At 65.7% G+C, this 18,125-nt stretch carries 17 protein-coding genes and 1 tRNA gene; 10 read left to right on the forward strand and 8 right to left on the reverse strand.

Features of this window, described 5'->3' with window-relative positions:
• Positions 1-199 precede the first annotated feature (199 nt).
• The gene (locus tag ACV22Z_RS28390) at positions 200-724 is read right to left on the reverse strand and encodes a cytochrome b (RefSeq protein WP_448079574.1); all 525 of its coding nucleotides are present in this window, start codon (positions 722-724) and stop codon (positions 200-202) included.
• Positions 724-1,806 carry a catalase family peroxidase gene (locus ACV22Z_RS28395; protein ID WP_448079575.1) on the reverse strand — a complete coding sequence of 361 codons (1,083 nt, stop codon included), beginning with the start codon at positions 1,804-1,806 and terminating at the stop codon, positions 724-726. Before ACV22Z_RS28395 ends, ACV22Z_RS28390 begins: the two co-directional genes overlap by 1 nt.
• A gap of 160 nt (positions 1,807-1,966) precedes the next feature.
• Here ACV22Z_RS28395 and ACV22Z_RS28400 point away from each other — a divergent pair, with 160 nt between their 5' ends.
• Positions 1,967-2,482 (forward strand): sigma-70 family RNA polymerase sigma factor, encoded by a 516-nt coding sequence (locus ACV22Z_RS28400; protein WP_448079576.1) that lies wholly within the window; start codon positions 1,967-1,969, stop codon positions 2,480-2,482.
• Here the strand turns inward: ACV22Z_RS28400 and ACV22Z_RS28405 are convergent.
• Positions 2,436-3,545 (reverse strand): RNA-guided endonuclease InsQ/TnpB family protein, encoded by a 1,110-nt coding sequence (locus tag ACV22Z_RS28405; protein WP_448079577.1) that lies wholly within the window; start codon positions 3,543-3,545, stop codon positions 2,436-2,438. The genes ACV22Z_RS28400 and ACV22Z_RS28405 overlap by 47 nt on opposite strands.
• 89 nt (positions 3,546-3,634) lie before the next feature.
• Here ACV22Z_RS28405 and ACV22Z_RS28410 point away from each other — a divergent pair, with 89 nt between their 5' ends.
• Positions 3,635-4,390, forward strand: a complete 756-nt coding sequence (locus ACV22Z_RS28410) for an anti-sigma factor family protein (RefSeq protein WP_448079578.1) — start codon at positions 3,635-3,637, stop codon at positions 4,388-4,390.
• A 1,140-nt stretch (positions 4,391-5,530) separates the two neighbouring features.
• On the opposite strand, the gene ACV22Z_RS28415 is transcribed toward ACV22Z_RS28410, so the two are convergent.
• Both ACV22Z_RS28415 and ACV22Z_RS28420 read right to left on the reverse strand, forming a co-directional pair.
• Positions 5,531-5,992 carry a GNAT family N-acetyltransferase gene (locus ACV22Z_RS28415; RefSeq protein ID WP_448079579.1) on the reverse strand — a complete coding sequence of 154 codons (462 nt, stop codon included), beginning with the start codon at positions 5,990-5,992 and terminating at the stop codon, positions 5,531-5,533.
• 68 nt (positions 5,993-6,060) lie between these two features.
• Positions 6,061-6,309 carry a hypothetical protein gene (locus ACV22Z_RS28420; protein WP_448079580.1) on the reverse strand — a complete coding sequence of 83 codons (249 nt, stop codon included), beginning with the start codon at positions 6,307-6,309 and terminating at the stop codon, positions 6,061-6,063.
• A 739-nt stretch (positions 6,310-7,048) separates the two neighbouring features.
• On the opposite strand from ACV22Z_RS28420, the gene ACV22Z_RS28425 reads away from it, so the two are divergent.
• Positions 7,049-7,125, forward strand: a tRNA-Val gene (locus ACV22Z_RS28425).
• 101 nt (positions 7,126-7,226) lie between these two features.
• On the opposite strand, the gene wecB is transcribed toward ACV22Z_RS28425, so the two are convergent.
• Entirely contained in the window at positions 7,227-8,441 is a 1,215-nt protein-coding gene (gene wecB / locus ACV22Z_RS28430; RefSeq protein ID WP_448079581.1) for a non-hydrolyzing UDP-N-acetylglucosamine 2-epimerase, read from the reverse strand.
• Positions 8,442-9,630: 1,189 nt separating this feature from the next.
• On the opposite strand from wecB, the gene ACV22Z_RS28435 reads away from it, so the two are divergent.
• The 6 genes from ACV22Z_RS28435 to ACV22Z_RS28460 all read left to right on the forward strand — a co-directional run bounded on the left by ACV22Z_RS28435 (position 9,631) and on the right by ACV22Z_RS28460 (position 15,729).
• Positions 9,631-10,386, forward strand: a complete 756-nt coding sequence (locus ACV22Z_RS28435) for a hypothetical protein (RefSeq protein WP_448079582.1) — start codon at positions 9,631-9,633, stop codon at positions 10,384-10,386.
• 6 nt (positions 10,387-10,392) lie between these two features.
• Positions 10,393-12,210: a glutamine--fructose-6-phosphate transaminase (isomerizing) gene (glmS, locus tag ACV22Z_RS28440; RefSeq protein ID WP_448079583.1), complete on the forward strand. Its 1,818-nt coding sequence runs from the start codon at positions 10,393-10,395 to the stop codon at positions 12,208-12,210.
• A gap of 377 nt (positions 12,211-12,587) precedes the next feature.
• Positions 12,588-13,823 carry an ergothioneine biosynthesis protein EgtB gene (gene egtB / locus ACV22Z_RS28445; RefSeq protein ID WP_448079584.1) on the forward strand — a complete coding sequence of 412 codons (1,236 nt, stop codon included), beginning with the start codon at positions 12,588-12,590 and terminating at the stop codon, positions 13,821-13,823.
• Positions 13,807-14,811, forward strand: coding sequence for an L-histidine N(alpha)-methyltransferase (gene egtD, locus ACV22Z_RS28450; RefSeq protein ID WP_448079585.1), 1,005 nt, complete (start codon positions 13,807-13,809; stop codon positions 14,809-14,811). The genes egtB and egtD overlap by 17 nt, the downstream gene beginning before the upstream one ends.
• 312 nt (positions 14,812-15,123) lie before the next feature.
• Complete coding sequence (locus tag ACV22Z_RS28455) at positions 15,124-15,423, forward strand: hypothetical protein (protein ID WP_448079586.1); 300 nt, start codon at positions 15,124-15,126, stop codon at positions 15,421-15,423.
• A 51-nt stretch (positions 15,424-15,474) separates the two neighbouring features.
• Positions 15,475-15,729, forward strand: a complete 255-nt coding sequence (locus ACV22Z_RS28460; RefSeq protein ID WP_448079587.1) for a hypothetical protein — start codon at positions 15,475-15,477, stop codon at positions 15,727-15,729.
• A gap of 200 nt (positions 15,730-15,929) precedes the next feature.
• Here ACV22Z_RS28460 and ACV22Z_RS28465 read toward each other — a convergent pair whose 3' ends face one another.
• On the reverse strand, positions 15,930-17,144 hold the full coding sequence (locus ACV22Z_RS28465) for an MFS transporter (protein WP_448079588.1): 1,215 nt from the start codon (positions 17,142-17,144) through the stop codon (positions 15,930-15,932).
• 273 nt (positions 17,145-17,417) lie between these two features.
• Here ACV22Z_RS28465 and ACV22Z_RS28470 point away from each other — a divergent pair, with 273 nt between their 5' ends.
• Positions 17,418-17,795 carry a hypothetical protein gene (locus ACV22Z_RS28470; protein ID WP_448079589.1) on the forward strand — a complete coding sequence of 126 codons (378 nt, stop codon included), beginning with the start codon at positions 17,418-17,420 and terminating at the stop codon, positions 17,793-17,795.
• Between the two features lie 82 nt (positions 17,796-17,877).
• Here ACV22Z_RS28470 and ACV22Z_RS28475 read toward each other — a convergent pair whose 3' ends face one another.
• On the reverse strand, positions 17,878-18,039 hold the full coding sequence (locus ACV22Z_RS28475; protein ID WP_448079590.1) for a hypothetical protein: 162 nt from the start codon (positions 18,037-18,039) through the stop codon (positions 17,878-17,880).
• Positions 18,040-18,125: the final 86 nt, after the last annotated feature.

Below are 18,125 nucleotides of genomic sequence, written 5' to 3' on the forward strand. Positions count from 1 at the left end.
ACGTTGCCGTCAGCGCGAAAGAGGCGTGATTCTAGGCAGCTCCCGCGCCAAGCGCAAGGGGTTTGTGAAATAAATTTTACAGCCCCCGTGCGCTGCCGCGCACGGGAGCTTTTAGCAAACTGTGACGGACCTGAGGTCAGGCTGCATGGCAGTCGAGGACACCGCGAGGAACACGCGGCTTCAGAAACGGCGACCGTCCTTACCTCCCCACCATCGCCCTCATGACCCCATCTCTCCGAATCAACCCGTGATAGAGGGCAGCAGCAAAGTGCGCGAGAAACGTCGCAAAGAAGACATAAGCCAACAATCGATGCGCGACCCTGAGCCACGCAAACGCCACAGGATCAGCCGACATGATCGCCGGCAACTGCACCCCACCCCCGAGCGTCACCGGATACCCACCGGCCGATAGCATCGCCCACCCGATCAACGGCATCGCCATCATCAGCGCGTACAGCACGAGATGCGATCCATGCGCGGCGACCTTCTGCCACCATGGCAAATCCTCAGGCAACGCCGGCGGCCGAGAACTCAACCGCACGACAACCCGCACACAAACCAGCACCAGCACCGCAACCCCAAGCGGCTTATGAATCGAAACAAGCACCGCATGCCGCTCGGAAACCGAAGCCACCATCCCCACCCCGATAAACAGCATCGCGACAATCATCGCGGCCATGCCCCAATGCAGCACCCTCGCCGGCAGACTAAAAGTCGTCTTCATCACCTTCCCTCCGATTTCACACGCCCGGCCCCAGGTACCCTGGCCTCTTCACTCGTCCTTCGCAGATACGAATCCGCATAAGCCGCCGACCTGGCCGCCAGCAACGGATCCCCCGAAGCTTGAATCCCGTCAGGCAGCACCGTCGGGTCGTAATTCACATCCCTGCACGGCCCGCTGTCCTGCGCCGCCACGTGATCGAGCACCAGCGTCCCCGCATCGATCGTCGTCCGCTGCGCGGGCCAGACCTTCGTCGCGTCGTCCACCGAATCCCCCGGCTCCGCGAGCGTGAGCAGCAACTTCCACCGCTGCGCACCGCCGGCGATCCGCCGCGTCAGGTCTTCCTGCAACACATTCGGATCCCCGGCCGTCGCGACATCCCCCGCGCCTGTCATCTGCTCCGGCACCACCCGCCACCTCACCGCCTGCTTCTTCCCCGCCGCATCCACGAGATAAAACGCATTCAACGCGTAATAAGCCTCGGTGACATAACTCGCACTCGGCTTCGCCCCTTTCACCCATTCCCGAAACGCCGCCGTCTCCGGATGCGCCCCGAAAAACGCCTTGAGCTTCGCCGGATCCGGCTTCCCGGTCTTCGGATCGGGCGTTCCCGCCTGCGTCAGCGCATAAAACGCTTCCGGCGTCGCCACAGGAAACACGGGCATCGCGTTCATCCCGGTCCGCCATTGCTCTCCATCCGGCGCGGTAAGCCGCAATGCGAGGCTGCGGATCGGCACGCTGCTGTCCGGCGCATACGGATTCCCGCCCGGCAACGCGAAGCGCCCCACCACCGGCGTCCTGACCGCCTTGAAAAAGGGCGCGGTCGAATACGCAGCCGCCGCGCCGTTTCCTTCGAAGTAACCGCTCACACAGACGCCTTTCGCGTGATTCCTTCGATACCCCGGATGCATGCCGCCATTCGTCTGCAGCGCATCGACGAGCCGGTGCGGCGTCAACCGCCCCGGCGCGAGCCACCCGCCGACATACCCGAACGCCGCCGCCACGCCCACCACGGCCCCGCCGATCGCTGCCCAGCGCCATAACCCTCGCCCCGGCTCGCGTTGTGAAGAAGAAGATCGTTCCATGAGATGCACTCCCGACCACCACGGTCTTGTGTCGAACCGCCGTAGGACGCCGCTCGGCCCGCCTTATTCCATCGAGAAATTTTTCATAAGCTGGTGGAATAACCCCGCGCGACCGACGTCCTACGCGATGAACCCACGCCGCCTCGGCATCTGACCCGCCATGCGCCCGACCGACCTAGACGACCAATTGCGCGAATTGCTCCCGCGGCTGCGCCGCTTCGCGCTCTGGCTGACCCGCGACGTCCACGCGGCCGACGATCTCGTCCAGTCGGCGCTCGAGCGCGCGCTGTCGCGCTGGTCGAGCCGCCGCGACGACGCGTCGCTGCGCAGCTGGCTCTTCACGATCCTGTACCGGCGCTTCCTCGACACCAGGCGCAGCGCGAAACGCTACGCGTGGCTGCTCGGCCGCCTGCAGGAACCTGAGGAGCCGCACTGGCCGTCCGCCGAACGCGAGTTCGCCGCGCGCGCGACGCTCGAAGCGTTCGGCCGCCTCTCCGACGAGCAGCGCAGCCTGCTGCTGCTCGTCGCGGTCGAGGGCTTCAGCTACCAGGAAGTCGCCGATCTGCTCGACGTGCCGATCGGCACCGTGATGTCGCGGCTCTCCCGCGCGCGGCAGGCGCTGCGCCAGCTCAGCGACGGCGAAATCCCCGCTCCTTCCCTGCGGTTGATGAATTGACATTCTCTCCAGCCCAAAGGCAGAAGATTCCCACCACTGGCGATCGATGCCCCGATCGGGCAAGGATATTTCGAGCAGCGTTCACATCACGGTCATGACCAGCACCGCATCCACTGCATACCCAATGCCTTATTCCAAGAGCGGCCCTACCTCTCGGACTGCCGGGCGAAATAGCGCCACAGCGCGAGCACGCTTGGGATGTGAATCGTTCGTCCACTTCCTCGTACCATGCGCCATGCTTAACAGCCTTGTACGCAAGCATCCGTCGGAAGGACGACCAGCCTGCATCGAAAACCGACTTCGCCATGCTGGTCCTAGCGAGATCGGATGCATTCACGTTTCCTACTACGATGTAATCAAACTCCCGAACGATGCCGGTCGAGAGTTTGTGCAGAAAATCGTTCCTCGCATTTGCAATGCGAGCGTGAATATTGGTCGTCCTGCGCTTCTTGCGAGCACGCTGCGCGGTGGCGAGTTTCATTTCGAGCTGCCGCAAAAGACGCGGGTTCTCGATCTTCTCTCCGGTCGAAAACGTTGCGAAGTCTTTCAAGCCGAGGTCGATACCGACACCGCAAAGTGGGGTGCGCGCAGGCGCATCGGCGACTTCAATCACTACATTGAGGAACCAATTGCCGCGTCGGTCACGCGAAAAATTCGTACCGTCCTTGATTTTCCCGTCAGGAAGCGGGCGCGAGTGGAACACACGAAACGTGTTGCCTGCAAAACGAAATGCGTCACCTTCCCGCTTCAGGTCACGCCCTTTGAGCGGGACCCAACCGAGTGCCTTCTTCCCTCGATAGCGAAGGTAAGGACGCTTGTGTTGTTTGCGGGAGCTTGCGTACTGCTCGCACACGGCATTCACCGTACCCGAATGGATGCCAAGCACTTTGCTGCTACCGGTCGTCAGGACATTCAGATCGAAACCCGTAGGCCAACGCTTGCCCCATTTGAGCGCGTGCTTCTGCGTATCGTTGCAGAAATTCCAGATGAAATTCACCGCGCGGCTTTGCTGATTCAGCAAGCCACTCAGCGATTTCACCCGATATCGGTAGACGACGATCATGTCGATGATCTTATCTTGAGGCTGTTGCCCGATGGCGGGACGTCATTCACCTATCGCCACGAAGAGCGACGTTTCTCGGAGCAATTCTGATGAACATCCCACCCAACGAACACGACCTCCACGCCTACGTCGACGGCCAGCTCGACGACGACGCGCGCGCCACGGTCGAGCGCTTTCTCGCGATGCATCCGGAACGCGCGGAACAGGTACGGCGCTGGCAGCAGGACGCGCAGCGGCTGCGGGCCGCGCTCGCGAGCGTGCCGCCGCCTTACGACAACCCGGCGCTCGATCCGGCGGCGATCCGCGCGCGCCGAAACGAACGCACGCGGGTGCGGTTCGCGATGGCCGCGTCCTTCGTGCTCTGCATCAGCCTCGGCACGTTCGGCGGCTGGCAGGCGCGCGGGTGGAACGCGCCGGCGGCCGCCGCGCCGATGAGCGATGCGGTCGAGGCATACAAGCTGATGGTCGTCGATCGCAGCGCGCGCGTGGATGTCACGCCGACGAGTGCGGGCGAGTTGCAGACGTGGCTCACCAAGGGCGTCGGTCCGGGCGCGAAGCTGCCGGATTTGAGCGCGGCGGGCTTCCGGCCGGTTGGCGGGCGTCTGTTTGCGACCGAGCGCGGCGCCGCGGCGATGGTGCTGTATGAAGACGATGCGGGGCGCACGCTGAGCTTCTACGTGCGGCCGCCTGAATCCGCGCATCGGCTGCTCGCGGCCGGCGAGCGTGTCGACGGCGAGCTGCTCGCGCGCTATGGGTCACGGCACGGGCTCAACTATGCGGTGGTGGGGAAAGCGGATAGCCTCGGCGAAAAGGCGGTCGCGCGGGCGCTCGACGAGCAGACTTGATCGGCGCGATACGTTCGTCGCCGGCGGCCCGACGCGACCGCTTAAACGCCGGAAAACGCCGTGGGCTGGGCCGGAGCGGCGCACGCGCACCTTTCGATTGCACAGCGTTTCGAGTCGCTTGAAGGGCAGATATCCATAACCGAAACGACCGTGTGATGCACCCAATCTAGGGCGTCCGTCTCACCTTCGAAGCACACAGCGTTTTGAGTCCGTTTGGAGTCAGATATCCACACCGGGGCGGCGATCCATCACCTTCAACCGAAGGCGCGCATCCTCACCATCAAAATGCACAGCGTTTCGAGTTGTTTTGGGGATCGGATATCCACAACGAGCGCGGCGGCTCGGCGTCTTCAAACGAAGCCACTCACCCTCTCCTTCGGGATGCACAGAATTCCGAGTGATTTCGAGAGCAGGATATCCACAACAAGCACGACACCCTCACTAACCGCTTACGCTTCAATCGAAACACCCTGTCCGTCTGCGCAAAACGCCCGTGCGACGGGCGATTGACGCGATGCGTTCACTCGCAAGCATCGCTCCCACCTTTCCGATTCACAGCGTTTCAAGTGGTCTTGGCGAACTGTTATCCACAATGAAACCAACAGCGCGGTCAGACACTTGCGCTTGAATTGCCTGGGTCTCTACGAGAAAAACCCGGTACCGCCAATCTCGCAGACACCTGCTCCCGTTCGGCCGCATCGCAGATTGCACATCGCTTGCCCGATGCGCGCGGCCGCGCACGATACCACACACAGCATTTCCGACTGCTTTCGAGGTCGATGTCCACACGTCGATCGCTGTGCCGCGAGCTGGACGCACGTGAAGGATGTCGGGCTGCCGCTCGCGATCGATGGGGCGACCGAATCGCTGCTGTCGGCATCGACGCACGACTGGACCGAACCGTCGACGACTCGCGCACACGCGCTCGGCAAATGAGCATGACGCGTCGGCATACCGAATGCGGGATGCCGGGAACGGCGGGAAACGCGATCGAACGCGAATCTCCTGACATCGACATGGGGTCGCTCCGCGCTTGCGCACAGCACTTCGACTCCCTGGGCAGTCGGATATCCACAAACCGAATCAGCCCTCTGCTTCTTCAGCTATCGGTATCCGTATCGATCTCGCCACTGCGCTTCATCACCGGCGCCCGTCGTCTTCGCCGCGAGCATGCCAGACGAGCTTCGCGTCCACCGAAGTTTCGGCGACGAGCCTGAAGCCAAGCCGCTCATAGAGGCAACGCGCCGGATTACCGTGAAGAACACTCAGCGAAACCGACGCACCTTCACGCGTGGCCTCCGCCAGCACGGCGTGCAGAACACCGTTGCCGATGCCTCGGCCTTGATAAGCAGGCATGACCTGGACCTGATGCAAATGCCACTCACTGCCCGTCCGACTCAATTTGAGCAGCCCGATGCTTTCGGTCCCAGCGCAGATGACCTTCGCGTCCTCGAAGTGCGACCCGATGCGCTGCCAATGCGTGTCGTCGTCGGTCGGCATCGCGACCCGCTGCAGATGCTCGGTCATCGTGAGCTTGCGGAGTCTCAGCAGAAACGGCAAGTCTGCCGGGGATGCTGCGCGCAAGGTGATGTTCTGGCTCATGGTTGATTCACGTTCCGTTTTGCGCATCCGGCCGCTTTGATCCATTGTCAGATCGTCCGTCTATCACTTCAAGCGGTGAGCCATCGGACGATGGCAGCCATGTCGTCATCGGTCAGTGCACCGATCCTGTCGACGAACACCCCGTAGTCGAGGTCGAATTTCACGTTGAATCGCTCACCTTTGTAGCGGCAGCACAGGATGTCGGCTTCGGGTATCGATACGCGCTGTTCGAAAACGATGTCGCCAGAATGCTGCTGCAGGCGACGCGTGACGACGTCGATATCGAGTGCGTCCAGTTGTTTCGCTTGGTTCGTCATCGGCTCGCCTTGTGTGGATGTCCGATCGCGGGTCAAAGGAAAACCCGGCTTCATCCCACGAACACGTGTTGAGCCGAACCGACGTCGGATGCGGGCTCACGACGAAAGGCTTCCGCAGCGTCGATGTGCGCGATTCTACAGAGGAATTTCTGTGCCAACGCTGTGCTGGCCGCACAGCATTTCACGTCGTCCGTGCACAGGTCACAGTCGCCGCCCTGTGCTTATCCAATGGTTTTGACTTCTTGTGTATATATACGTAGTGATAGTTAACAAGCCACGCGCCAAGCTGTGGATAACTGCCAAAACACACTGAAGAATCAACGCGATGCGGAATTCATAACCGCACTCGACTCGCGTGCAAAGTTCTGTGGAGCACAGAACAACTTTTGAGCCGATTCACAGACGTCACAGATATCCTCAATCGTTCCACTGTGAATCCAGAGGCTTGCGAAGCGGTTATCCAGAAGCGAGTGTGGATAACTTCACGGCAAGGATGCGTTTCGCTGTGCCTCACAGCGCGTCGCATCCAAGTCGTGCATGACCCACACGTGCTCCGCGCGATACGCCTTCACGTAACGACACGCAAACCGCCTGCGTCCTTGCCTTGCATGGGACATCACACGATGAGCAACGCGCAGCGGCACACCGCCTCCTCACCGCGCCCACACCCCGCTTCAAAAAATTTTCATCAAAATGCTTGCGCCCCCCACCAACCCTCTCTATAATTCGCCGCTTCACTAGGCTCGTAGCTCAGTTGGTTAGAGCACCACCTTGACATGGTGGGGGTCGTTGGTTCGAATCCAATCGAGCCTACCAACGAACAATCGAAGGGGTCCGGCAGCGCGCATTGCCCTCAGGCAAAGCGGCTCGCCAATAGAACAGACGCCGCGCGGCAAAACCGCGCGGCGTTTTTCTTTTCAGGCCGAACGCAGCGCATGCAGTCCCAGCGCCAGCGCGTTATACGGCATCTCTCCCGCACCCATCCCGAAGTTCACGACATTCGGCAACCCATGCCGCCGGCTCAGCAGCGCGGGCACGATCCGCTCGCACGCATGACCGTCGCCGTACGGATTGCTCGCATGCGCCATCTCGCCATACGCGCTGTCGCTGGTAATCAGGCGTGACGCTTCATCCACGAGGCGCTCCGCATCCATCCCGACAAGCCGCACGTTGCCGGCCTGGACTGCCTCAGGGCGCTCGCACGTGTCGCGCGTGACGAGCACCGGCTTGCCGAGCGCCGGCGCCTCTTCCTGGATCCCGCACGAATCGGTGATGATGAAGTGCGCACGCGACATCAGGAACACGAACGACAGATACGCCGGCGGCTCGATCACGTGCAGGTTTGCAATGCCCTCGAGCAACGCTTGCATCGGCTCGTCGACGGCCGATTCGCCGTGCAGCGCATAGACGAACTGCACGTCGCGATGATGGCTCGCGAGGACGCGCAGCGCATGCCCGAAACACGCGCGCACGTCGCTGCTGTAGAAGCGGTGGCCGGACATCAGCACGATGCGGCCATCGCCGGCGACGAACGGATAGCGCTCGACGATCGTGCGGGCGAATGCCTCGTCGCGTTCCAGGATGCGTCGCACGCCCTGCAGCGCGTCGATCAGCGTGTCGCCGCTCAGCACGACGCTGTCGGCCGGCACGCCCTCGCTGAACAGGTTGCGCCGTGCGCGCTCGGTCGGCGCGAAATGCCACGTCGATACCGCATCGGTGATGCGGCGGTTCAGCTCCTCGGGCCATGGCGACCAGATGTCGCCGCTACGCAGGCCGGCCTCGACATGCGCGACCGGCAGATACCGGTAGAACGCCGCGAGGCTGACCATCAGCGTCGTGATCGTGTCGCCGTAGACCACCACCGTATCAGGATGCAGACGGTCGAGCAGCCCGCCAACCGCATTCAGCAGGCCGGACGTCGCGTCCGCGTGTCCGTGGCCCGCGTCCGTCAGGTTGAGCGCATAGTCGGGCGTGATGTCGAACAGCGTGAGCAGCGGGTCGAACGTCTCGCGCCGCCGCACGGTCACGCACACCTTCGCGTCGATGTTGCCGTGAGCCCTCAGCGCACGCACGAGCGGCGCCATCCCGACCGCCTCCTGACGCGTGCCGAGCACAAACAAGAATTTCTGCATGTCGAACCTCGAATCGCTCCCTGATTCCGTTCGTCCAGGCGCGCGAGGCAGCCCCGCGCGCATGCACGGGGGATGGGCGGCGCAATACGGCCGCCGGCCGCCGGGCCGATCCGCACCGGCAGGCATTCGGCCGCGTTGCGTGAAGGCCGGGGATGTTTCGTCGTGGGGGCATGCGCCGGCGAAGCGTCCTCGTACCCGCCATCTCGTTGCGAGTGGCAAGTCATGTCATCTGTCGTACCTCTTCAAACCGCTGGTCTCCCCGGCCGAATTCGTTGAATTGCCGCTTCTGCGTGCACGCGCGTCGGCATCCCGGATGCTGCAATTTTCAAACCAGCCTCGACATGTCCGGGCAGCGCGTCACCTGGCGTGCGCATCGGCGCGCCCGGCCCAGCCTGAACGTTTCACCCGTGATACGGGATTGGGCGCGCCACCGGCGCGTGGGGCTCGTCGGTGGCGGCAAGCGGCCCGGCTGCATTTCGCAGGATCACGAAGCATGCGGCACACGAGCGGAAATGGCGCGCTGGCCACCGTCTTCCGTGCATGTCGATACGGCATCCAGGTGTCGGCGAACGTCATCGCACGCACTGCGCTGAAGATTGCGTGCGCATGCGGATTTTCCCGAAGCGCACGTGCGCGGCGTAACCGTCACGACCCGCTGCACTGAAACGTTGCGTTCATGAAACGAGCGTCCGCCGCCCTTCGTCAGGCTCCATCGGTGAGCCAGTGACTCGCGCATATCGAACCGCCAGACACCTCCACCTGCGCATGCTGCACCGCGAATATTCCCGTCCGGGTCGCCCGCGATGCGTGTCCGTGCCCCGCTGCGCGGTGTCCGGCACGCTCCGCACCTTGCGCCGGCGGCTGATACGTCGATGAATCAAAAAACCTCCGGCCGCCCCGCCCGGCGGCCTTTCACGACGGCCGCTCACCTTGCCGGACGGGCCGCGCCGACCGATGGCTCAACCCTTGCTTCGATCGCAGTGAACACCGTCCGCGATCCGTGAACGACAAGCCGGAAACAGCGAGACGGTAACGGCAACTGAAACGAGGCCGGGAGACGGCACGAGGGATCGGCATCGACGGTACCGCTGGCAGGAAGCGGCGCCGCACATCGATGCACGCTCCGCCGGCTCCTTTTGCATCCTGTCTGCGTCCGACCACACCCTCGGCGCAGACGCGGGGACGAGCGATGACGGACTGGCGGGCGGTGTCGGACTGCGTCGAAGACGTGCTGCTGCTCGCGTTTGCGTGCGCGCTGGCCGCGTACGATGCGGCGCTGTCGCTGCGGTCATACGCCGCGGTCTCGTTCGCGCTGTGGCCGACGATGATGCCGGGCTGCGCGCGCCATGGGCGCCGCCGTTCTCCTTGCCCGGTTCGACACGCCGAATCGCTTGGCCCGTTGCGGCTCCGTCCGCCTGAGCCAGACACCACATCCGATCCACTGCGCCGCGAGCGACCGTCACGCGCCGGCGTTCCGGCGGCACGATGCGCCGTTGCGACACTGTCCGCCACGTCCACGCCATGCGTCGACGATGACCGCAATCCCGGCGACGCGCCCTCGCCGCTTCGCCGCGCCACCGGCCCGTCCGGCTGCGCCGCCCCGCATCGCGTCGCGCCGCGTCTGCCGGCCGGTTGCCGTCGCGCGCAATTGCACCCGGCGCACGCGTGCGGCCGCGCCCGCATCGACCGCCCGCGAGGATCGCGCGGCACGCCGAGCCGGCCGGCGCCGTGCCGGGCGCTTGCGCACCGGGTGTCGCTGCATCCGGCCCTGCCCGCATCGCCGTGCGCGGCCATCGGCATTCCGGCCGGCTCGTTCACGCGCGCCATGCGCGTGCACCGCGCCGCCCTGCGCCTGCATCACGACGGCCGCGGCCGTCATTCCGAATTGTCCCGCCCGCGCGCCGGCCGTTCGTGCGCGTGGCACCGGGCATGTCACTGGAGGTAACGCGTCATGTGTGGGATCGTCGGCGCGGTCGCGCAACGGAACATCGTTCCGATCCTGATCGAAGGCTTACGCCGCCTCGAATATCGCGGCTATGACTCGTGCGGCGTCGCGACCGTCGTCGACGGCGCGGCGCGGCGCGAACGCAGCGTGTCGCGCGTCGCGGATCTCGAAGCGCACGTCGCGAGCGCCGGGCTCTCCGGCAGCACGGGCATCGCGCATACGCGCTGGGCGACGCACGGCGCGCCCGCGACCTGCAACGCGCACCCGATCTTCTCGTGCGACGAGATCGCGCTCGTGCACAACGGCATCATCGAGAATCACGAAACGTTGCGCACGCAACTATCAGATCAACACTATGAATTCGACGGGCAGACCGATACCGAAGTTGTCGCGCACCTGATCCACAGCAAGTACCAGGGCGACCTGCTCGCGGCCGTGCGCGACGCGACCGCGCAATTGCACGGCGCGTATGCGATCGCGGTGTTCAGCAAGTCCGAGCCGCAGCGGCTCGTCGGTGCGCGGGTCGGTTCACCGCTCGTCGTCGGGCTGAAGGACGGCGAGTGCTTCGTCGCGTCGGATGCGCTCGCGCTCGCGGGCATCACCGACCGCTTCATCTTTCTCGAGGAAGGCGACATCGTCGAGCTGACGGCCGGCCAGGCGCGAATCTTCGATCGCAACGGCCACGAGGTCGAGCGGCCGGTGCAGACTGTCGCGACGGGCGAAGGCGTGGTCGAGCTCGGTCCGTATCGCCATTTCATGCAGAAGGAAATCTTCGAGCAGCCGCACGCGGTGGCGGCGACGATTCCCGACGCGGGGCTGTTCGATCCCGCGGTGTTCGGGCCGGACGCGCGCCACGTGTTCGAGCAGATCGACAACGTGCTGATCCTCGCGTGCGGCACGAGCCATTACTCGGGGCTCACCGCGCGCCGCTGGCTGGAGACGATCGCGCGGATGCCTTCGCAGGTCGAGATCGCGAGCGAATACCGCTACAGCGATGCGCTCGCGATGCCGAACACGCTGGTCGTCGTCGTGTCGCAGTCGGGCGAGACGGCCGATACGCTCGCGGCGCTCAAGTACGCGCAATCGCTCGGCCATCCGGACACGCTCGCGATCTGCAACGTGCCGACGAGCGCGATGGTGCGGCAGACGGGCCTGCGTTTTCTCACGCGTGCGGGCCCGGAGATCGGCGTCGCGTCGACGAAGGCGTTCACGACGCAGCTCGTCGCGCTGTTCATCCTCGCGGTCACGCTCGGGCGGCTGCGCGGCTTCGTCGACGACGCGCAGCTCGCGCGCTACACGACACAATTGCGGCGGCTGCCGGAGGCGCTCGCCGACGTGCTCGCGCTGGAGCCGAAGATCGAGCGCTGGTCGGCCGAGTTCGCGCGCCACGAGAACGCGCTGTTCCTCGGCCGCGGGCTGCATTATCCGATCGCGCTCGAGGGGGCGCTGAAGCTGAAGGAGATCTCGTATATCCACGCGGAAGCGTATCCGGCGGGTGAGCTGAAGCACGGGCCGCTCGCGCTCGTCACGCACACGATGCCGGTCGCGACGATCGCGCCGAACGACATGCTGCTCGAGAAGCTGAAATCGAACATGCAGGAGGTGAGGGCGCGCGGCGGGCAACTGTACGTGTTCGCCGACGCCGATACGCGGATCGACAACGGCGACGGCATCTCGGTATTGAGGATGCCGGATTATTACGGGCTGCTGTCGCCGATCCTGCACGTCGTGCCGTTGCAGCTGCTCGCGTATCACGCGGCGTGCATTCGCGGCGCGGATATCGACAAGCCGAGGAATCTCGCGAAATCGGTGACGGTCGAGTAAGGGAGGGCGGGGCGCCACCCGGTCGGCATTTGCGGGGATGCGGGCCGGCCGGGTGAGCGCGTCGTCAACCGTCATGGTTCCCTCTCCTTGTGTGGGTTCCAATGACATGACGAGCGAGCCCCCGCGCGTGTGACCTCCCCACAAGAAATTTTTCTTTCATTTTTCTTGCATCGCCGTTTCATTCCGATCGGCCCGCACGACGTTCACATTTCTGGTCCATACTCCTCTGCACGGGCAGACGAAGCGCCGCCGCATCGGCAGGCCGACGCCGCGCCGCACGCCCGTCGCAGCATCGAAGTTCGCACGTCAGTCGCGCGCATCGAGCGCGGGCTTTCGTTTCCGGCAACGCAGCTAGTCGCGACGTGGACGGTAAATCGATGAGCCTCCTTGCATCCCAGCTTCAACGCCGCTACCGGGACGTTCGCGCGCAGAGCGTCGAGCTGACGGCGACGCTGTCCGCCGAGGACCAGGCCGTGCAGTCGATGCCCGACGCGAGTCCCGTCAAGTGGCATCTCGCGCATACGACCTGGTTCTTCGAGACGGTCGTGCTGATGTGCCGCGTGGCGGGCTATACGCCGTACGACGACGCGTTCCAGTTCCTCTTCAACTCCTATTACGAATCGCTGGGCCCGCGCCATCCACGCCCGCAACGCGGGCTGCTGACGCGTCCGTCACTCGACGAAGTGCGCGCGTACCGGCATTACGTCGACGACGCGATGCTGCACGCGCTTGCGCAAGCCGATGCGTCGCTGCTTGACACGATCGCGCCAGAGCTTGAGCTCGGGCTGCATCATGAGCAGCAGCATCAGGAGCTGATCGTCACCGACATGCTGCATGCGTTCTCATGCAATCCGTTGCTGCCGGCGTTCCGGTCGCGCGATGGCCGCGGCGAGGGCGATGGCGGCACGCACGCCGCGGGCGCGCTGCGCTGGCTGCGCCAGCCGGGCGGGCTCGTCGAGATCGGGCACGACGGCGACGGCTTCTCGTTCGACAACGAGCGGCCGCGGCACGCGGCGCTGCTGCGGCCGTACGAGATCGCGGATCGTCTGGTGACCAACGCGGAGTTCGCCGCGTTCATCGCCGACGGTGGCTATGCGCGCCCGGAATTCTGGCTGTCGGACGGCTGGGCCACGGTGCAGCGCGAAGGCTGGCGCGGCCCCGCTTACTGGATTGACTCCGGCGAGCCGGCGGCACCGCACGCGTCGCACGATGTGCCGCATCGCGCGTTCGGCCTGCACGGCGCGGAACCGCTCGCGCCGGATGCACCGGTGCGCCACTTGAGCTTCTACGAAGCGGCCGCGTATGCGGAATGGGCGGGTGCGCGGCTGCCGACCGAATTCGAATGGGAAGCCGCGTACGGCGCGGACGGGATCCGGCAGATGACGGGCTGCGCGTGGCAGTGGACGCGTTCGTCGTACGAGCCGTATCCGGGCTTCCGGCCGCTCGCGGGCGTCGCGACCGAGTACAACGGCAAGTTCATGGTCGGCCAGCAGGTCCTGCGCGGCAGCAGCATCGCGACACCGCCCGGGCACGCGCGGCCGACGTACCGCAATTTCTTTCCGCCGGCCGCGCGCTGGCAATTCACGGGAGTGCGACTTGCGAGAGACCTCTGACCTGGCCGCGCACGGTGGCCTGCAGGCAGCCCGCGACCCGCGGCCGAGCGCGTTCGAGCGCGACCTGATCGACGGGCTGTCGCGCCGCCCGCGCAGCATTCCACCGAAGTATTTCTACGACGCGGCCGGCTCCGCGCTGTTCGACCGGATCTGCGCGCTGCCGGAGTACTACCCGACGCGCACCGAGCTCGGGATCCTGCGCGCGCACGCGGCCGACATCGTGCGGCGCGTCGGCCCGCACGCGGACATCGTCGAATTCGGCGCAGGCTCGCTCGAGAAGATCCGCATCCTGCTCGACGCATTCGCGGCCGAGCAGGCGCCCGCGCGCTACGTGCCGGTCGACATCTCGGCCGACTACCTGCACGACGCGGCCGCGCGGCTGCGCGCCGCGTATCCGTGGCTCGACGTCGCGCCGCTCGCCGCCGACTACACGAAGGCCGACGAGCTTGCCGCGCTGGCGGAATCGCCGCGGCGGCGCATCGGTTTCTTTCCCGGCTCGACGATCGGCAACTTCTCGCCGGACGAAGCCGATGCGTTCCTGCGCGACGCCGCGCGGCTGCTGCGGGGCGGGGGGCTGCTGGTCGGCGCGGACCTCGTGAAGGATGTCGACACGTTGCATCGCGCATACAACGACGCACAGCGCGTGACCGCGCAATTCAACCTGAACCTGCTTGCGCGCGCGAACGCCGAGCTCGGTGCGGATTTCGATCTCGACGGGTTCACGCATTGCGCGTTCTACGATCCGCAGCTTCAGCGGATCGAAATGCATCTCGTCAGCGCGCGCGCGCAGACCGTCCACGTAGGCGGCCGCACGTTCCGCTTCGAGACCGGCGAGCGCATCCATACCGAGAACTCGTACAAGTTCACCGTCGAAGGTTTCCAGGCGATCGCGCGGCGCGCGCGCTTCGTGCCCGATACCGTGTGGACCGACGACGCGCAGCTGTTCAGCGTGCACTGGCTGCGCAGCCCGGGCGACATTCGCGCGTGATGCGTGGTGCCCAGGGCAGGGCGGCGCACGGGACTGCGCGTGATTGGCAGTGTGACACTCGCGCGTGACCTTCGGCGCGACACGTGCTCCCGCCGCGATACGTGTCGCGCAGCCGCTTCATGCATGCTTGCAACCTCCTCGCAACACTTTCCTGACTCCCGCTTTCCCCGCTTTTCCTTGTCCCGCAGGGCTTTGCGGCATCCGTAAACACCCGTTACCAGTCTCGCAGACCCGTTGCACCTGTGTCGGGGCCCCGCGCCTACACTCCGAACCGTATTCACTGGACGCACATCATGTGCAGGGAGTCTGGAGATGAACAAGAAACTTCTCGGTGCAGTTCTCGGTATCGCAGTGCTCGCGGCGTCGGGCGCCGCATCGGCCCACGTCGACGTGGCGGTCGGCATCGGCGTGCCGGGCGTGTATGCGGCGCCGGCGCCCGTCTATGTCGCGCCGCCGGTCGCTTATGCGCCGCCCGTCACGTACGCGCCGGTCGGTTATCGCTATGATGACTGGCGTGCGCGCGAATGGCGCGAGCACGAGTGGCGTCGCCATGAATGGCGCGAGCATGAGTGGCGTGATCGCGAGTGGCACGATCGCGGCCGCTGGGACTGAACCCGATAACCGGCACGCATGCCGGATCACGACAACGAGGAGGGTGATCGCATGATCCCCATTCGACACTTGAGGAAATGGGCGCTCGCCGCCGGCGTCGCGCTCGCGACGATCGGCAGCGCGCACGCGGCGGGCTGCATGAAGGGCGCGGTCGTGGGCGGCGTCGCCGGCCACTATGCGGGCCACCATGCGGTGGTGGGCGCGGTCGGCGGCTGCATCGTCGGCCACCACATGGCGAAGAAGCACGCCGAGGAAGTCGCCGCGCAACGCAAGGCGGCTCAGCAGGGCGTTCAGCCGGCGCAGTAAAACGCGCGAGCGGGCGCACGGCTGCGTGCCGTGCCTGCCGCCGGTGCTACGCCACGCCACGCTACGGCGCGGCACTGCACCGGCGGCGCCCCCCGCGTCGCCGAACCTTCCCAACCCGTTTCACGTCATCGGCAGCCGCCCGGATCGCGTCATCCGCTGTGGCGCGGACCGTTTTTCTGCATTTGTCCGCGTGAAATCGATCAGCGCGGCACCCGTCCCGGCGCAAACGCACACATCGCCAACGGCACGATCACGATCGCCGCACCCGTAAAGAACATCGCAGGCGCGCCGAAGCGCTGCCAGATCCATCCGGCGATCGCGCTCGCCAGCAGCATCGCGACGCCGCTCGCGAGATTGAACAGTCCGTACGCGGTGCCGCGCCATTCGGCCGGCGCGGTCTCGGCGACCATCGCCGCGAGAATCCCCTGCGTGAACCCCATGTGCAGCCCCCAGATGGCCACGCCCGTCAGCACCGTCGCGACGTCGGCGTGCGTGCCGAGCAGCAGGTCGGCGGCGATCAGAAGCGCCATGCCGATCGCGAGCAGCGCGCGGCGGTCGAGCCGGTCCGACACGACACCGGCCGGATACGCGGACAGCGCATACGCGCCGCTCATCACGACCATCACCGACGGAATCCACGCGACGTCCATTCCGGTCTGCTGCGCGCGCAGCACGAGGAACGCCTCGCTGAAGCGCGCGAGCGTGAACGTCGCGCCGATCGCGACGACGAACCAGTAGCCGCCGGAAAACGCACGCAGCGCGCGGCGGTCGAACGGTGCGCGGAAGGGGCGGCCCACGCCAGGGCGGCCGGCGTGCGCGGTCGCCGGTTCGCGTACGCCGAACAGCAGCACGGCGAACGTCGCGAGCGCCGGCAACACCGCGAACCACAGCACCGCGCGGATGTGATCCGCGAACGCGAACATCAGCGCAATCGCGAGCAGCGGGCCGCCGATTGCGCCCGCGGTATCCATCGACTGGCGCAGCCCAAAGCATGCACCGCGAATCTCGGCCGGGGCGATGTCGGCGACGAGCGCGTCGCGCGGCGCGCCGCGGATGCCCTTGCCGACGCGGTCGACGAGCCGCGCGACGATCACGAGGCCGGGCCCCTGCGCGAGCGGGAACAGCGGCTTGGTGAGCGCGGCGAGCCCGTAGCCCGCGAGCAGCAGCACCTTGCGGCGGCCGAGCCAGTCGCTGATCGCGCCGGAGAAGATCCGCACGATCAGCGCGGTCGATTCGGCTGCGCCTTCGAGCACGCCGAGCGCGGCGACGCTCATCCCCATCGTCGATACGAGGTAGATCGGCAGCAGCGCGTGCACGAGTTCCGACGACAGGTCCATCAGCAGGCTGACGAAACCCAGCGCCCACACGGTGGACGGAATCGCGGGACGGGACGAGACGGCGGTATGCGGCTCCATCGGGCCTCCGGTGCGCCGCGCGGCACGCGTGACGGACGCGGCCATCGCCGGCGCAGGGTCAATGCCGGGATACAGCGCGAGTGTCGCGCCGGGCGCGCGTCGTTTCAACTGCCGGTGTCACGGTACGGTGGCCGCCAGGCGCGCGAATGCCGCACGAAATGATCTGATCAATGGATGCGGGACGCCCCGTTACGAATATTTACAACGTGCGATGGCGCCGATTCGGCGCATTCGTACAATTCAATCATCTCAATGCGCTCCAAGGAGCAAAAGATGAAACAACGACGCTTCCTGTCTGCGCTCGCAGCGGCACTCCTCGCGCTCGGCGCGGTTTCGGCACACGCGGCGGCAGGCGGGAATGGTGGCGGTAACGGCGGTGGCCATGGCGCGGGCGGTATGGGTGGTATGGGTGGCGCCGGCGGCATGTCGGGCGGCCACATGAGCGGCGAAGCGATGTCCCACTCGAACGGCTTCAAGTCCGGCGATCGCGACAAGGGGCTGTCGCGCGCAGCGGACCGCTCCGACACGATCTCCGATCGCGCGGGCGAGCAACCGGGCCGCGGTCACGTGCACGGCCATACCGCGCACACCACGCATACCGCGCATACGACGCACCACTCGAAGCACCACGCGTTGAGCCGCACGCTGTAAGCGCGCTGCGCAGCAGCGAAGTACCAAGGAAAAGGGCGCCCGAGGGCGCCCTTTGTCATGGCTGCATGGCTGCGCGAAACGCTCAGCAGTTGCCTTTCTTCGCCTGCCCGGGCGGACAGAAGCCGTTGCCCGGCCCGCCTTGCGGCGCGACCACGACCGGTGCGCCCGGCACGTACACCGCACAACCGCTCAGCACGCTCAGCAGTCCGGCTGCGGTCAGCAGCGCGATAACCCCTTTATTCACTTCGTTTTCTCCGTTCTTTTCGTTCGAAAGGGAGAGGGCCGCACGCGGCCCTCTCCGGTCAAGCCATCAACACACGTCTCGCCTTA

Source organism: Burkholderia sp. PU8-34, assembly GCF_053427725.1.

Bases quoted from the DNA above. Each gene is read 5' to 3' on its own strand.
- ACV22Z_RS28435 (WP_448079582.1), top strand. From the start codon at position 9,631: ATGACGGACTGGCGGGCGGTGTCGGACTGCGTCGAAGACGTGCTGCTG.
- egtB (WP_448079584.1), top strand. From the start codon at position 12,588: ATGAGCCTCCTTGCATCCCAGCTTCAACGCCGCTACCGGGACGTTCGC.
- ACV22Z_RS28400 (WP_448079576.1), top strand. From the start codon at position 1,967: ATGCGCCCGACCGACCTAGACGACCAATTGCGCGAATTGCTCCCGCGG.
- ACV22Z_RS28420 (WP_448079580.1), bottom strand. From the start codon at position 6,309: ATGACGAACCAAGCGAAACAACTGGACGCACTCGATATCGACGTCGTC.
- ACV22Z_RS28455 (WP_448079586.1), top strand. From the start codon at position 15,124: ATGAACAAGAAACTTCTCGGTGCAGTTCTCGGTATCGCAGTGCTCGCG.
- ACV22Z_RS28460 (WP_448079587.1), top strand. From the start codon at position 15,475: ATGATCCCCATTCGACACTTGAGGAAATGGGCGCTCGCCGCCGGCGTC.
- glmS (WP_448079583.1), top strand. From the start codon at position 10,393: ATGTGTGGGATCGTCGGCGCGGTCGCGCAACGGAACATCGTTCCGATC.
- ACV22Z_RS28390 (WP_448079574.1), bottom strand. From the start codon at position 724: ATGAAGACGACTTTTAGTCTGCCGGCGAGGGTGCTGCATTGGGGCATG.
- ACV22Z_RS28395 (WP_448079575.1), bottom strand. From the start codon at position 1,806: ATGGAACGATCTTCTTCTTCACAACGCGAGCCGGGGCGAGGGTTATGG.
- wecB (WP_448079581.1), bottom strand. From the start codon at position 8,441: ATGCAGAAATTCTTGTTTGTGCTCGGCACGCGTCAGGAGGCGGTCGGG.
- ACV22Z_RS28405 (WP_448079577.1), bottom strand. From the start codon at position 3,545: ATGATCGTCGTCTACCGATATCGGGTGAAATCGCTGAGTGGCTTGCTG.
- ACV22Z_RS28470 (WP_448079589.1), top strand. From the start codon at position 17,418: ATGAAACAACGACGCTTCCTGTCTGCGCTCGCAGCGGCACTCCTCGCG.
- ACV22Z_RS28410 (WP_448079578.1), top strand. From the start codon at position 3,635: ATGAACATCCCACCCAACGAACACGACCTCCACGCCTACGTCGACGGC.
- ACV22Z_RS28415 (WP_448079579.1), bottom strand. From the start codon at position 5,992: ATGAGCCAGAACATCACCTTGCGCGCAGCATCCCCGGCAGACTTGCCG.
- ACV22Z_RS28465 (WP_448079588.1), bottom strand. From the start codon at position 17,144: ATGGAGCCGCATACCGCCGTCTCGTCCCGTCCCGCGATTCCGTCCACC.